Genomic DNA, 14748 nt, shown 5'->3' on the forward strand with positions numbered 1-14748 from the left:
ATCTTTAGGAGGTTTGTTTGGCAAGAAAAATGTTTGCATGCCGGGGTTGTATTTCAGTATAATACAAGTAACATGGACGGAAGCAGGCTGCGGGATGGCCGTCCTTTTTATTTGTACTTTAAGTCGCAGGTGAACATGCTTTGGAACAGTTACTAGGTAAGGAGTGGGCGATCACTCCGGCTGGCGGTGCAACAGGGGATGCGTATTTTGCGGAATATGAGGGGAAGAAGCTGTTTTTGAAACGGAATTCTTCCCCGTTTCTTGCCGTGCTGTCTGCCGAGGGCATCGTCCCGAAGCTTGTATGGACGAAACGGCTGGAAAACGGCGATGTGTTTACGGCTCAGCAATGGCTGAACGGGCGGGAACTGAAGCCGCATGAAATGAAGAGCGGGCAGGTGGCGGCGCTGCTGAAGAAAATTCACGGCTCGAAAGAACTCGTGACGATGCTTCAGCGGCTTGGCAAAACGCCGCTGCACCCGAAGGCGATGTTCGCTGCGCTCGCTGAGCAGCAGAGGCGCCATCCGCTCGGTTTGGCGGCCGTTTCCGAAGCGCTCGGCTGGCTTGAGCTGCGCGTCCCGCTCCTGCCGGCTGATCAATATGTCGTTTGCCACTGTGACATCAATCATAACAATTGGCTGCTTGCCGATGACGGCACGTTGTACTTGATCGATTGGGATGGGGCGGTCATTGCGGATCCGGCCATTGACATCGGCACACTGCTTCATCTATACATTCCACGCGCCGAATGGGAAGCGTGGCTGCGCGAGTATGGGGTGGCGTGGACGGAGGAGCTTGGCCTCCGCCTGAAGTGGTATACGATCGCCCATACGCTTTACTCGCTGTTTTGGCCGAAGGGAAAAGACTGGAAAAAAGAAAAGGAGCGGTCGCTCCAGTTTTTGCACCGTGTGTTGTCCGACCCGCTTTGACGTGCACCGAAGCGGCAGCGCAAAGCGCGGCGGTTTGGCGCCGCCCCCTGTTCAGGAGAGCTCGTTCACCCAGTCGGCGAGCTGGCTTTGATGAGCGGAAATGTGGGCGCTTAAATCGGCGCTGTATTTTCCGCCTTGGCCGTAGGCGTAAATGTTCGGAAGAATTTGCTTGACATGGGCGTTCACTTCGCTATTGGCAAGCAGCGACTTTACAAGCCGCTCAATTTGTTCACATTCGGAGACGGTTCCGCAGCAATCAAGCTGATGTTCGGATAAAATATCGCGGAGCACGGTCAATTGGTCGTTATGGTCGAGCGCCATGTCGATCACCATCCTTCAAGCAAAGCTGTATGTTGTTAATATGCCCGGGCGCAGCAGCGTTTATGCCCGGGTGTTTGCTTCTTTGGGCGCGACTATGATATCGTCAAACTGACAAATTCAACGAGGCAGAGGTGTCCGTATGCGTTTGCGCAACAAACCGTGGGCGAAAGACAAAATCGCCGCTTATCCGCATTACGTCATTCCCGACCCGGAAGCGAGGCGTGGGCGATGGCGCGAACTGTTCGGCAACGAGCGGCCGATCCATATTGAAATCGGCACGGGGAAAGGGAAATTTATCACCGAAATGGCGAAGCTTCATCCCGATCTCAATTTCATTGGCATCGAGCTGTATCCGAGCGTGCTCGTATCAGCGCTTGACAAGCTGATTGAGAGCGAGCTGCCGAACGTGCGGCTGCTCAATGCCAATGCGAAAGACCTCGGCACATTTTTTGCCGACGGGGAAGTCTCCCGCATTTATTTGAATTTTTCCGATCCGTGGCCAAAAAAGCGGCACGAGAAGCGGCGGCTTACATATCGGGATTTTTTGGCGCTTTATGAACGCATTTTAACGGAAGACGGCGACATTCATTTGAAAACGGACAACCAGTCGTTTTTTGAATACTCGCTCGTCAGCTTGTCGCAATACGGCTTTGTGCTCGCGGCGGTTCAGCTCGATTTGCATCGGAGCGATGTCGAAGGCAATGTGATGACCGAATACGAGGAGAAGTTTTCCGCTAAAGGCAACCGCATTTACCGCTGCGAGGCGGTGCGCCCGCGGCGGGCGTAGCCGCAAACGGAAGAGCCCCAACAGGCGGGGCTCTTTTTTGTTTTACGAAAAGCCGACAGGGGCGGACGCTGCGCTGCCGCGACCAAGAGGGCACGATGCCGGCCCAGTCTGCGAACATCAAAGCGGATGAGCGTTTCCGGCCTTACAAAAAAAGGCGGTGTCCCAAAAGGATCGGGACACCCCTTTCGTTTTTATATATACACCGATCGCTTCTTCCGTGCTATATTTTGTGTCTATCCTGAAGACAGACAGCCTTTTGGGTCAGCCCCGCTCAAACGGAAACATGTTGCACCACACCGATTTTCATCCCGTTTTTGGTCATCGATATGATCGTCGGCTCAAACAGAAAAATGTTGAACCGCACCGGTTCGCCCACGGAACACCGCCGTTTTCCCCATCGGTTTAGAACGGAACGGCGGGGCGGTTTTTTTCTTTCTCGATTATGAAGAAAATGGTACACTAAGGAAGGGGGGAGATGGACATGGAACAGCTGAAAATCGGGCAAATCACCTTGACGTGGCTGAACGGAGGCGTCACTCACCTGGACGGCGGGGCGATGTTTGGCGTCGTTCCGAAGCCGCTTTGGTCGAAAAAGTATCCGCCAAACGACAACAACCAGATTGAGCTGCGCACCGACCCGATTTTGGTTGAAGCGGGCGGCAAGCGGCTGCTCATTGAGTCCGGCATCGGCAACGGCAAGCTGACCGACAAACAAAAGCGCAATTTCGGCGTCACCGAAGAATCGTCGCTCGATGAGTCGCTTGCCGCGCTTGGGCTTGCGCGCTGCGACATTGACATTGTCATCATGACGCATCTTCATTTTGACCATGCGTGCGGCTTGACAGTGTGGGAAGACGGGCGGCTCGTGTCGGCGTTTCCGCGGGCGGCGGTCATCGTGTCGGATGTTGAGTGGGATGAGATGCGAAACCCGAACATTCGTTCGAGAAATACGTATTGGAAAGAAAACTGGGAACCGATCGCCGAACAAGTCGTTCCGTTTGCGAAAGAGACCGAAGTCGTTCCGGGAATCCGCCTTATACATACCGGCGGCCACAGCGCCGGCCATGCGATCGTGGTGATCGAATCAGACGGGGAGATGGCGATTCATCTTGGCGATTTGCTCGGGACGCACGCCCATCAAAACGTGCTTTGGGTGATGGCGTACGACGACTACCCGATGGATTCCATTTTTGCCAAACAGCGATGGCTCCCGTACGGCATGGAGCGAAACGCCTGGTTTACGTTTTACCACGACGCTTATTACCGGGCGGTGAAATGGCAGGCGGACGGCGCGATCGCCGCAGCGGTGAAGCGGAACCGGCCGCCGCTATAACAGTTTGGCCTCGATGACCGCGCCGGTGTAGGCGTTGACGAAAAATTCCGCGTCCCCGTCATCGCGGCAAACGCCGCCGCGGTAAACAGTGTACGTCAACCCGTTTTTCTCATACTGCTCCGGCGTAACTTGAATCCATGAACCGCGAATGGGGAGCGGTCCGCCGAGCGCGCGTTTCGCCATCGCGAGCGCTTGTTCCGGCGCGAGAAGCGTCGGCTTTGCGGCGGCGCGGACGGCGCAGATGGCGGCGGCGCCCACTGCGGCGCCAACGATCCATTTTTTCCAAGCCATGCGTTCGGTCCTCCTTTTGCCTTGATACGGTTTAGTATAGCCGATTTTGGCGAAATAGGTAAGCAGAACGGGAAAAGGAACTGAAAACAGAAAGGAAGATAGGCGATGAATGAAGAAACGCTCCAATTGTTTCAGACGTTGACCGAGCTGCCGGGGGCGCCGGGCTATGAACATCCGGTGCGCCAGTTTATGCGCCAAGAGCTGGCGAAGTATGCCGACGAAGTGGTGCAAGACCGGCTCGGCAGCGTTTTCGGCGTCAAGCGCGGCGACGAAACCGGCCCGACGGTGATGGTCGCCGGTCATATGGATGAGGTCGGGTTTATGGTGACGGCGATCACCGACAACGGCATGATCCGCTTTCAAACGCTCGGCGGCTGGTGGAACCAAGTGCTGCTCGCCCAGCGCGTGCAAATTATTACGGACAACGGGCCGGTCATCGGCGTCATCGGCTCGATTCCGCCGCACCTGCTTGATGAAGAGCAGCGCAATAAGCCGATGGACCTGAAAAACATGCTCATTGACATCGGTGCGGAAAGCCGCGACGACGCGGAGCGCATCGGCATTCGCCCCGGCCAGCCGATCGTGCCGGTCAGCCCGTTTACGCCGTTGGCGAACGGGAAGACGGTGATGGCGAAGGCGTGGGACAACCGGTTTGGCTGCGGGTTGGCGATTGAACTGCTGAAAGAGCTCCAAGGCGCTGCGCTGCCGAACGTCCTGTACGCCGGCGCGACTGTGCAGGAAGAAGTCGGGCTGCGCGGGGCGCAGACGGCGGCCACGATGATCAATCCGGACATCTTCTTCGCCCTTGAGGCGAGCCCGGCGAACGATATGACCGGCGACAAGCAGGCGTTTGGCCATATCGGGAAAGGAGCGCTCGTCCGTCTGTACGACCGGACGATGATCACGCACCGCGGCATGCGCGAATTTGTGCTCGATACGGCCGAGTCGCTTGATGTGCCGTACCAATTTTTCATTTCCCCGGGCGGGGGGACAGACGCCGGGCGAGTCCATGTCGCCAACCGCGGCGTGCCATCGGCGGTGATCGGCATTTGCGCCCGCTACATTCATACGCATGCGGCGATCATTCATGTCGACGATTATGCGGCGGCGAAAGCACTCATCGTCGAGCTCGTGAAACGGTGCGACCGGGCGACGGTTGAGGCGATCCGCCAAAACAGCTAGGCAAAGAGAAACGAACGGCAGAGCGGAACAAAGGGAGGGGGAGAAGCGGCAGCTTCTCCTTTTCCATGCGAAGGAGGGCCAATGATGAAAACTGTTGCGGTCGGAACGAAAAACGAAGCGAAAGTTGCCGCCGTCCGCGCGGTGTTCGCCGCGCCGTCGTGGCGCCTTGTGCCGCTGGACGTGCCCTCCGGCGTCTCCGTCCAGCCGCTGTCCGATGAAGAAACGCGGCTTGGGGCGATGAACCGCGCCAAACGGGCGCTGGACGCGGCAGGAGCGGAGATCGGCATCGGGTTGGAAGGCGGCGTGATGCGGATCGACGGGCAATGGTGGCTGTGCAATTGGGGGGCGTTGGCCGACCGAAGCGGCCTTGTTCTCACCGCGGCGGGTGCGCGCCTTGCCCTGCCGCCGGAGATCGGCGCCGGACTTGAAGCAGGAAGAGAACTCGGCGAGGTGATGGAGGAATATACGGGGCGGCGGAACATTCGCGCAAATGAAGGGGCGGTCGGCGTGCTGACGAACGGGCGCATCAAGCGTGCGGCGATGTTTTCCCACATCGTCGAGCTGCTGGCCGGCCACTATGAGTTTTTTTGCCAAAACGGACCGTTCACGGTATGATAAAAGGGAGCGGCTGACGACGCTATTATGCTAAGGAGGCAAACGAATGGACAGCCGGCAAATGTACGAGACGATTAAGAAGCGTCTAGGCGGCCATCCGCACTGGACGTTTCGCTTTGACGCCAAGCAGGATGCGATGCGCATCGAGGATGAACGCACGAAAAAAGGCGTGACGATTTCGCTTCCCGGCGTGATCGCCAAGTGGCACGATCAAAAAGACGAAGCGGTGCGCGAAATCGTCTATTACGTGGAACAAACGCTGAAAACGATGGAAGAAGCGGCGGCGCTTTCCGGCAACGAGCGGAACATTTACCCGGTCATTCGCTCGACATCGTTTCCGACGGAGACGAAAGAAGGCGTGCCGCTTGTGCACGATGGCCATACGGCAGAAACGCGCATTTATTATGCGCTTGATTTAGGCAAAACGTACCGCTTGATCGATGAACAAATGCTGAAAGCGGAGCGGTGGAGCGCCGAGCGGGTGAAGGAAATCGCCCGTTTCAACGTCCGGTCGTTGCCGACGCCGGTGAAAGAAGACCGCGTGGCGGACAACGTGTTTTATTTTGTCAACACGAACGACGGCTATGATGCGAGCCGGTTGTTGAACGAGGCATTTTTGGCGGAAATGGAAGCGCGCATCGAAGGGACGATGGCGTTGGCCGTCCCGCATCAAGATGTGCTCATTATCGCCGATTTGCGCAACGAGGTCGGCTACGACGTTCTAGCGCAAATGACGATGAGTTTTTTTGCCGGCGGCCGCGTGCCGATTACCGCCTTATCCTTTTTGTACGAAAACGGAGAGTTAGAACCTATTTTTATTTTAGGAAAAAAACGGAGAACGTAAGGTGCAAGGAGGAATCAACCGATGAATGTATTTTACAATCGCGAAGGAATCGGCGATGTATTGCTTGTGTCGCTGAAGCCGATTCCTGCCGAAGAGCGGGCGTTTGTGAAACGAGGCGACGTCGTTCGCATTTTTTCGGAGCGGAGCGGAGAGACGGTCGGTTACAACATTTTTTCCGCTTCTTCATACCATCCGTTTTCCGGCAACGGCCCGCTCGATGTCGATGAAGAACTCGTTGGCGTCATCAATGACATTTTGGCGAAAAACGGTTTTGACGAACCGATCGAGGCTGATTTGTCGCCGAAGTTTGTCGTCGGATATGTGAAAGAAAAAACGAAGCATCCGAACGCCGACAAACTGAGCGTCTGCCAAGTCGATGTCGGCGGTGAAGTGCTGCAAATCGTCTGTGGGGCGCCGAACGTCGCCGCCGGGCAGAAAGTCGTCGTCGCCAAAATCGGCGCCGTCATGCCGAGCGGCCTTGTCATTCAGGAAAGCGAGCTGCGCGGCGTCCGGTCATCCGGCATGATTTGTTCGGCGCGCGAACTTGGGCTGCCGAACGCCCCGCAAGAAAAAGGGATTCTTGTGCTCTCCGACGAGTACGAAGTCGGCCAGCCGTTCGTGTTTTGACCGTCCCGGCGGCGTTTTTGCCGACAATGAATGAGATAGAAAGAGTGAAACGGCCGATGAAATTTTGGAAACGATGGCTTCGCATGTTCGCGGAGGAAGAAGAGCAGGAACAGCCGCCCATTCCTCAACCGGAGCGTGCAGAGGCGAAAGTGGTGTACCAATACCCGCAAGGCCGCTTTCGGTTTCCGCTCATTCCCGACGATCAGCCGCGGGAGGAACAGAAACAGCCGCAGCGGTTGGTAGACGGGGGAAGAACGCGGACGGCCTCTGGCCGCCCGTCAGACAGCCTGGCGCGGGAAACGGCGGAAAAACGCCCGTTCCGCCCGTCCGATGTGCCGTCGCCGGTATTTGGGTATCAAAGACAGGGCGGCGAACAGCGGGGGGCAAAACGAACGCCGGTTTCCGACTTTAAGCCGGAGCAAAGCCGCTCCGCCTCTTTGGCGCCGCCCGAACAGGAAGAGAGCAGCAAAGCGACCGCCCCACCGGATGAACAAGCCGCCGTTGCGGCCGGGAGCGAAACGGCAGCAGAGACTATGGCCAAGGCCGCGGAAGAAGGGGCGCCGCGATCGGATGAGCGGCAGCACGATCAGCAGGAAAGGGGCGCCGCCGGGCAAGAGGAAGAGGAGCGGTCCGTCTTTGGCGCCGGTCCGCGGCTTGAAGAGGCGATTGAGAATGAAACGGCGGCGGAGAAGATCACCAAGGTGCTAGAAGAAGGAGCGCCGCGACCGGATGAGGGGCAACGCGGCCTTGGGGCGGAGAAAGGCGCCGGACGGGAAGAAGAAGCGCGGCTGTCTTCTCCCCGTCTCGGACGGGCGCGCATCCCGTACAATGTGATGATGCTAAAGGAAGACCGGCGCAAGCTCGAGGAACGCTCGCGCCGGGACGGCTATTCGCTGCCGCCGTCTGCGTTGCTTGAGCCGCCCGGGGAGGCGGCGTCTGCTGACGAACAGTGGATTCGCGAACAATGCGCCCGCCTCGACCGGACGTTTGCGAGCTTCCATATCGGAGCGAAGGTCGTTGGGGCAACGCAAGGGCCGACGGTGACGCAGTTTGAAGTGCAGCCCGATTTGGGCGTGAAAGTAAGCAAAATTACGAGCTTGACGGACGACATTAAACTGAGTTTGGCAGCGAAAGACATTCGGATTGAAGCACCGATTCCCGGAAAGCGGACGATCGGCATTGAAGTGCCGAACCCATCGAGCCGTCCGGTGCGGCTGCGGGAGATTTTAGACGACCGCGCCTTCCGCGAGCGCCGCTCTCCGCTCACTGTCGCCCTTGGGCTTGACATCAGCGGCGCGCCGGTCGTGACCGATATCCGCAACATGCCCCATGGTCTCATTGCCGGGGCGACCGGGTCAGGCAAAAGCGTCTGCATGAACGCTATGCTTGTCAGCATGTTGTACAAAGCCGCCCCGCATGAGGTGAAGTGGCTGCTGATTGATCCAAAAATGGTGGAGCTTGCCCCGTACAACGGCTTGCCGCATTTGCTCAGCCCGGTCATCACCGAAGCAAAAGCGGCCGCCGGGGCGCTCAAGTGGGCGGTCGGCGAAATGGAGCGGCGGTACGAGCTGTTTGTCCATGCCGGCGTGCGCGATCTTGAAAAATACAATGACCGTCTGCGTGCAAGCGGGGGAAGTGAGGCGCCGTTGCCGTACATCGTCATCGTCATCGACGAACTGGCTGATTTGATGATGGCCGCCCCGGCCGATGTCGAGGAATCGATTTGCCGCTTGGCGCAAAAGGCGCGGGCGTGCGGCATTCACTTGTTGATCGCCACGCAACGGCCGTCGGTTGACGTCATCACCGGCTTGATCAAGGCGAACATTCCGACGCGCATCGCCTTTTCTGTTTCTTCCCAAGTCGACTCGCGCACGATTTTGGATGTGAACGGCGCCGAGCGGCTGCTTGGGCGCGGCGATATGCTTTTTTTGGAAAACGGGTCAGCCAAGCCGGTGCGGTTGCAAGGCTGCTTCATTTCCGATGAAGAAATTGAGCGGGTCACCGCCCACGTGAAAGCGCAGCAAGCCCCTTCGTACATGTTCAGTCCGGACGAGTTCCGGCAAGCGGCGACGTTCGGCGAGGAAGACGACGAGCTGTTTGACGAAGCATGCCGGTTTGTCATCGCCCAGGGAGGGGCGTCAACGTCAAGTTTGCAGCGTCATTTCCGCATCGGCTACAACCGCGCCGCCCGGCTCATCGAGATGATGGAGCATCATGGGCTCATCTCGGAAGCGCGCGGCAGCAAACCGCGCGATGTGCTGATGAGCGAGGAAGAGTGGGCGCGCCGGCGCGGGGAGCACGGCGGGCGCTCTGCCAACGGCGTTGCTTCCGGGCGGTAGTGTTTTGCCGCCGGCCGTGCTATAATGGGGAAATGAAACCGCCGGCGCGGCGGCATGAAGCAAATGGCAAAACTAGACGAATATCATATACTGTTCTACAGAGAGAAGATGGCTGGAGGGCTTAGCGATGACAGTTTACCATTTTGTTGGCATCAAAGGCACGGGAATGAGCGCGCTTGCACAAGTGCTTCATGATCTCGGTTATACAGTGCAAGGGTCGGATGTAGAAAAGTGGTTTTTTACGCAAAAGGCGCTCGAGGAACGGGGCATCCCGGTTTTGCCTTTTTCCAAAGACAATATCCGCCCAGGTTATACGGTCATTGCCGGCAACGCCTTTTCCGATACGCATGAGGAAATCGAAGCGGCCCGTCAACTCGGCGTCCCTGTCATTCGATACCACCGCTTTTTGGGCGAGCTGGCGGGGAAATTCACAAGCATCGCGGTGACCGGCTCACATGGAAAGACGACGACGACGGGCTTGCTCGCTCACGTGATGCAAGGGGCGCACCCTACGTCATATTTAATTGGGGACGGAACGGGAAGAGGGGAGCCGGGGAGCAAATACTTTGTGTTTGAGGCGTGCGAGTACCGCCGGCATTTTTTGTCCTATTTTCCCGATTATGCAATCATGACGAACATTGACTTCGACCACCCCGACTATTTTGCCAATATTGACGACGTCTTTTCCGCCTTCCAACAAATGGCGGAACAAGTGAACAAGGCGATTGTCGCCTGCGGGGATGATCCGTATTTGCCGAATCTCCAGGCGAAAGTGCCGATTTTGTTTTACGGGCTTAGCGACGAAAACGATTTTCAGGCGCGCAATATTGTCAAGACGCCCGAAGGGACGGCGTTTGACGTGTTCGTGCGCAACACGTTTTTTGCCTCTTTTTCCATCCCGCGCTTTGGCACCCATAACGTGCTGAATGCGCTCGCGGTCATCGCCCTTTGCCACTATGAAGGCATTGACGCCGACACGATCGCCGCCCGGCTGCAGACGTTCCAAGGGGTGAAACGCCGCTTCAGCGAAAAAACGGTCGGGCGCCAGGTGTTGATTGACGATTATGCGCATCATCCGCGCGAAATTACCGCCACATTGGAGGCGGCAAGGCAAAAATATCCGGGACGCGAGGTCGTCGCCATTTTCCAGCCGCACACGTATACGCGAACGCAGACGTTTTTGCGCGAGTTTGCCGAAAGTTTAAAGCAGGCCGACCACGTCTATTTATGCGATATTTTCGGCTCGGCGCGCGAACGCGAGGGCAAGCTGTCCATCCGCGATTTGCAGGCGCAAATTCCGCGCTCGCAGCTGCTTGAAGAAGACAACGTTGCAGTGTTGAAGCAGCATCCGGATGCAGTGTTGGTGTTTATGGGAGCCGGCGATATTCAAAAATTTCAACAGGCGTACGAACAGGCCGTTCTGTCCGCGTAGCGGCCGGCCGGGAAGCGGGCTGTGACCAAAACAGCCCGTTTTTCGTTGGGCGGCAGGAATCGAATGAGACGGCGGCGAACGTTTAAAGGCGGAGGCAAACGGGTACAAACGGGATGAGGCGGTCCGGACGGCAAGGAGGGAAACGAAGTGGAGTGGCTTTTGTACGCGAGCGCTGCGGTGGCGGCGGCGGCGTTTTTGCTGCTTGTCGTGTACATCGCGAGGACGCTCGTCGTCCTGCAGGAAACGCTGCGCCGGCTGACGGCGGCGGTGGGCCATACGGAGGAGCAAGTGCAAGCGGTGGCCCGCGAAGTCACCGAGCTTTTGCATACGGCGAACGACATCGCCGGCGATGTGCAAAAGAAGGTGGAAAAGCTGAACAGCGCCGTCGAAGCCGTCAGTGAAGTCGGCGACGCCGTCCGCTCGTTCAACCGCGCCCTTCAGCAGACAGTCGCGGCGCTGTCGGCTCGAGCGGGCGGCGGGCGGAAAAAATGGCGCAAAACGTTGCGATGGGCAAATGTTTTGCTCGATCTAAGGGAAAAATGGAGGGAAAGGGAACGATTGCGTGAACAGGAGGGAATGCAAAATGGCGAAAAATAACGGCGGATTTTTGCTTGGGGCGCTTGTCGGCGGCATCGCCGGCGCGGCGGCGGCCATGTTTTTAACAAGTGAGAAAGGACGGCAATGGCTCGCGGAATGGAGCAGCAGCGAAACGTGGGAGCCGGTGAAAACGACGGCGGCGGAATGGTTGGAAACAGCGAAAGAGAAAACGAAGGAAATCGCCGAGTTCATCCCGCTGAAAACAGCTGAGGCCCCGTCCGAAGCCGAAGAGGCAAAGACCGGTGCTGAAAAAGCGACGATCCCGATTCCGCCATCCGCTGAGCCGGCCGACCGCGAGACGCTGCAAAAGCTGTTTGAGGAAGCGGAAGCGGCGCTCGATGACACCAAGCAAACGATGGGACACCGAAGCGGAATGGAGTGAGCAGAACGTGGGAATGGAGAAACTGGAAACCGTCGAACAGTTTGAACGCGTCAAGAAGGAAACGAACCGCTTTTTGTTCGTCAAACATAGCCTAACATGCCCGATCAGCCGAGCGGCGTTCGGCGAATGTGAAAAGTTCGCCGCCGATCACCCGGAGCTCGCGGTATATTGCCTGTACGTTCAAGAAGCGCGGCCGCTCTCGAACTACATCGCCGAGACGACCGGCGTTAAGCACGAATCGCCGCAGGCGCTTTTGTTTGAAAACGGCAAAGTCGTCTGGCACGCGTCCCATTGGGCTATTACGTACGATGCGCTGAGAACGAACATAGCCACCGCCTAGCCGCCTGTCCGCGCGACAGGCGGTTTGTTCTCCTTTTAAACTTTACCACTTAAAAGCGTTTAATCAAAAAAGCATTTTTTTCGTGACAACCGCTAAGTCATCGATTATAATAAAGACTAATTACAAAACTTCGATCTTCAAAACGGGGAAGCGCCCCGAACGCAGCCGGCCGGCGGCCGCTATGGGGCGGAAACGATGCATGAAAATGGGCGAAAGGATGAGAGAAGCATGAGCAACGAACGGTTGGAGGAGCTGCGGGCAAGGGTCGATGAGATTAACCTGCAATTGTTGAAGCTGATCAACGAACGGGGGCGGCTCGTTCAAGAAATCGGCAAGATCAAAGAAGCGCAAGGAACGCACCGCTACGACCCGGTGCGCGAGCGGAAAATGCTCGACCTCATTTCCGAGCATAACGACGGTCCGTTCGAAACGTCGACGCTGCAGCACATTTTCAAGGAAATTTTCAAAGCGGCGCTCGAATTGCAAGAAGATGACCATCGGAAAGCGCTGCTTGTCTCGCGGAAAAAGCATCCAGAAAACACGATCGTCGAGGTGAAAGGCGAGCGGATCGGCGACGGCAAGCAATATTTTGTCATGGGCCCGTGTGCGGTGGAAAGCTACGAGCAAGTGGCTGCGGTCGCCGAAGCGGTGAAAAAACAAGGCATCAAGATGCTGCGCGGCGGTGCGTACAAACCGCGCACGTCGCCGTACGATTTCCAAGGGCTCGGCGTGGAAGGACTGAAAATTTTGAAACGGATCGCCGATGAGTTTGATTTGGCGGTCATCAGTGAAATCGTCACGCCGGCGGACATTGAAATCGCCTTGGACTATATTGACGTCATCCAAATCGGCGCCCGCAACATGCAAAACTTTGAGCTGCTTAAGGCAGCCGGCCAAGTGAATAAGCCGATTTTGCTGAAGCGCGGCTTGGCGGCGACGATCGAAGAATTCATCAACGCCGCTGAGTACATCATGTCGAAAGGAAACGGGCAGATCATTTTGTGCGAGCGCGGCATCCGTACGTACGAGCGGGCGACGCGCAACACGCTCGACATTTCGGCTGTGCCGATTTTGAAGAAAGAAACGCACTTGCCGGTGTTCGTCGATGTCACCCACTCAACGGGGCGGCGCGATCTGCTCATCCCGTGCGCCAAAGCGGCCTTGGCGATCGGCGCCGACGGCGTCATGGCCGAAGTGCATCCGGACCCGGCCGTCGCCTTGTCCGATTCCGCCCAGCAAATGGACATCGCCCAATTCAACGAGTTTATGGAAGAAGTGCGCGCCTTCCAGCGCCAGTTCGTCCAAGCGTAAAGGGCAAAGGGCGGTGTGTCGGCGAAAGAAGACGTCCCATTGTGTTGGGGCGTCTTTTGTTTTTGGGGCAGTGCGAAGCAGGCTGTGGTCGAGGCGGGAAATGGAGGCCGGTTGGGTTGGCGGCATGATAGGGCAACCGAATCGCGCTGTCTGGCGGATTCCTGTTTGCGCTGATGGCCGTTGGCGCCCAGCACAAAAACACGGGGAAACGGCGGGCTTCCTTTTCATGCAATGGCGTGGTTTCGGGCAAACTACCGGTGAACGGTTTGTGAACAAACCGGCAAAATGGTTGCGATTTCGTTGCGAGTTGGCGATAATGTATCGTATGATAGTTGTACATACATTCGGAATTTGACCGGTCGAGTGAAAAGGAGTGAAAGGAATGACCGTAACGATTTATGATGTGGCGCGGGAGGCGAACGTCTCGATGGCGACTGTTTCGCGTGTCGTGAACGGCAACCCGAACGTCAAGCCGTCGACACGAAAAAAAGTGTTGGAAGCGATCGAGCGGCTCGGCTACCGCCCGAATGCAGTGGCGCGGGGGTTGGCGAGCAAAAAAACGACGACGGTCGGGGTGATCATCCCGGATATTTCGAGCATTTTCTTCGCCGAACTGGCGCGCGGCATCGAAGACATTGCAACGATGTACAAATACAACATTATTTTAAGCAACTCCGACCAAAACAAAGAAAAAGAGCTGCATTTGCTCAACACGTTGCTCGCCAAGCAAGTGGACGGCCTGTTGTTTATGGGCGGGACCATCACCGAAGAGCACGTCGCCGAATTTCAAAAATCATCGGTGCCGATCGTGCTGGCGGCGACGGTCGGGCCGGAGGAGATTCCATCGGTCAACATCGATTATGAGCAGGCGGCGTTTGAAGCGGTGACGTATTTGCTGGAAAAAGGAAACCGCCGTGTGGCGTATGTGACCGGTCCGACCGACGATCCGATCAACCAGCGGAAGTTGGCTGGCTATCGGCGCGCGTTGGAAGAGCGCGGGGTGCCATATGACGAAGAGCTGGTCGTTGAGGGCGACAATTCATACGACTCCGGCTTGGAAGCGTATGAGAAAATCGCGGAGCTTGCCGAACGACCGACGGCGGTGTTTGCCGGCACGGACGAAATGGCGCTCGGCATCATCCACAGCGCCCAAGACCATCACGTGCGCGTGCCGGAAGAGGTGGAAGTCGTCGGCTTTGACAACACAAGGCTTGCGACGATGGTGCGGCCGCGGCTGACGACCGTCGTGCAGCCGATGTACGACATCGGAGCGGTAGCGATGCGGTTGCTGACGAAGTACATGAACAAGGAGAAAGTTGACAACCATATCGTCGTCTTGCCGCACCGGCTTGAAGTGCGGGAATCGACGAAATAAGGAGCGAGGCTGATCCGAAAACGCGGAGCGTTTTCGGATCAGCCTT

General features: G+C 57.2%; 16 protein-coding genes. 14 read left to right on the forward strand and 2 right to left on the reverse strand.

Going from position 1 to position 14748, the window contains the following annotated elements; translation table 11 throughout:
- Positions 1 to 140 precede the first annotated feature (140 nt).
- Positions 141 to 926 carry a phosphotransferase family protein gene (locus ETC02_RS02775; RefSeq protein ID WP_050367708.1) on the forward strand — a complete coding sequence of 262 codons (786 nt, stop codon included), beginning with the start codon at positions 141 to 143 and terminating at the stop codon, positions 924 to 926.
- A gap of 51 nt (positions 927 to 977) precedes the next feature.
- Here the strand turns inward: ETC02_RS02775 and ETC02_RS02780 are convergent, their stop codons facing one another.
- Positions 978 to 1247, reverse strand: a complete 270-nt coding sequence (locus tag ETC02_RS02780) for a YtzH-like family protein (protein WP_050367707.1) — start codon at positions 1245 to 1247, stop codon at positions 978 to 980.
- A 139-nt stretch (positions 1248 to 1386) separates the two neighbouring features.
- Here ETC02_RS02780 and trmB point away from each other — a divergent pair, with 139 nt between their 5' ends.
- A complete protein-coding gene (gene trmB / locus ETC02_RS02785; protein WP_033009793.1) occupies positions 1387 to 2034 on the forward strand; it encodes a tRNA (guanosine(46)-N7)-methyltransferase TrmB in 648 nt (215 codons plus the stop codon).
- Between the two features lie 481 nt (positions 2035 to 2515).
- Positions 2516 to 3367 carry a YtnP family quorum-quenching lactonase gene (locus ETC02_RS02790; protein ID WP_033014517.1) on the forward strand — a complete coding sequence of 284 codons (852 nt, stop codon included), beginning with the start codon at positions 2516 to 2518 and terminating at the stop codon, positions 3365 to 3367.
- On the opposite strand, the gene ETC02_RS02795 is transcribed toward ETC02_RS02790, so the two are convergent.
- Positions 3362 to 3658 carry a PepSY domain-containing protein gene (locus tag ETC02_RS02795; protein WP_050367706.1) on the reverse strand — a complete coding sequence of 99 codons (297 nt, stop codon included), beginning with the start codon at positions 3656 to 3658 and terminating at the stop codon, positions 3362 to 3364. The genes ETC02_RS02790 and ETC02_RS02795 overlap by 6 nt on opposite strands.
- A gap of 105 nt (positions 3659 to 3763) precedes the next feature.
- Here ETC02_RS02795 and ETC02_RS02800 point away from each other — a divergent pair, with 105 nt between their 5' ends.
- The 11 genes from ETC02_RS02800 (at position 3764) to ccpA (ending at position 14702) form a co-directional block, all read left to right on the forward strand.
- Positions 3764 to 4840 carry a M42 family metallopeptidase gene (locus ETC02_RS02800; protein WP_044744770.1) on the forward strand — a complete coding sequence of 359 codons (1077 nt, stop codon included), beginning with the start codon at positions 3764 to 3766 and terminating at the stop codon, positions 4838 to 4840.
- 84 nt (positions 4841 to 4924) lie between these two features.
- Positions 4925 to 5455: a DUF84 family protein gene (locus ETC02_RS02805; RefSeq protein WP_033009790.1), complete on the forward strand. Its 531-nt coding sequence runs from the start codon at positions 4925 to 4927 to the stop codon at positions 5453 to 5455.
- A 46-nt stretch (positions 5456 to 5501) separates the two neighbouring features.
- A complete protein-coding gene (locus ETC02_RS02810; RefSeq protein WP_033014510.1) occupies positions 5502 to 6299 on the forward strand; it encodes a DUF1444 domain-containing protein in 798 nt (265 codons plus the stop codon).
- 21 nt (positions 6300 to 6320) lie between these two features.
- Positions 6321 to 6926, forward strand: coding sequence for a YtpR family tRNA-binding protein (ytpR, locus tag ETC02_RS02815; protein WP_033014508.1), 606 nt, complete (start codon positions 6321 to 6323; stop codon positions 6924 to 6926).
- Between the two features lie 56 nt (positions 6927 to 6982).
- Complete coding sequence (locus ETC02_RS02820; protein WP_050368710.1) at positions 6983 to 9265, forward strand: DNA translocase FtsK; 2283 nt, start codon at positions 6983 to 6985, stop codon at positions 9263 to 9265.
- Between the two features lie 127 nt (positions 9266 to 9392).
- Positions 9393 to 10697 (forward strand): UDP-N-acetylmuramate--L-alanine ligase, encoded by a 1305-nt coding sequence (gene murC / locus ETC02_RS02825; RefSeq protein ID WP_050367705.1) that lies wholly within the window; start codon positions 9393 to 9395, stop codon positions 10695 to 10697.
- Positions 10698 to 10844: 147 nt separating this feature from the next.
- Entirely contained in the window at positions 10845 to 11294 is a 450-nt protein-coding gene (locus ETC02_RS02830) for a DUF948 domain-containing protein (protein ID WP_049625012.1), read from the forward strand.
- Positions 11281 to 11676, forward strand: coding sequence for a hypothetical protein (locus tag ETC02_RS02835; RefSeq protein WP_050367704.1), 396 nt, complete (start codon positions 11281 to 11283; stop codon positions 11674 to 11676). Before ETC02_RS02830 ends, ETC02_RS02835 begins: the two co-directional genes overlap by 14 nt.
- Positions 11677 to 11683: 7 nt before the next feature.
- Positions 11684 to 12016, forward strand: a complete 333-nt coding sequence (ytxJ, locus tag ETC02_RS02840) for a bacillithiol system redox-active protein YtxJ (protein ID WP_044743344.1) — start codon at positions 11684 to 11686, stop codon at positions 12014 to 12016.
- Between the two features lie 228 nt (positions 12017 to 12244).
- On the forward strand, positions 12245 to 13327 hold the full coding sequence (locus tag ETC02_RS02845) for a bifunctional 3-deoxy-7-phosphoheptulonate synthase/chorismate mutase (protein WP_050368709.1): 1083 nt from the start codon (positions 12245 to 12247) through the stop codon (positions 13325 to 13327).
- A gap of 382 nt (positions 13328 to 13709) precedes the next feature.
- The gene (ccpA, locus tag ETC02_RS02850; protein ID WP_047818881.1) at positions 13710 to 14702 is read left to right on the forward strand and encodes a catabolite control protein A; all 993 of its coding nucleotides are present in this window, start codon (positions 13710 to 13712) and stop codon (positions 14700 to 14702) included.
- The last annotated feature ends 46 nt before the right edge of the window (positions 14703 to 14748 follow it).

It is taken from the genome of Geobacillus sp. DSP4a, from assembly GCF_013096875.1.
GTDB lineage: Bacteria > Bacillota > Bacilli > Bacillales > Anoxybacillaceae > Geobacillus > Geobacillus thermophilus.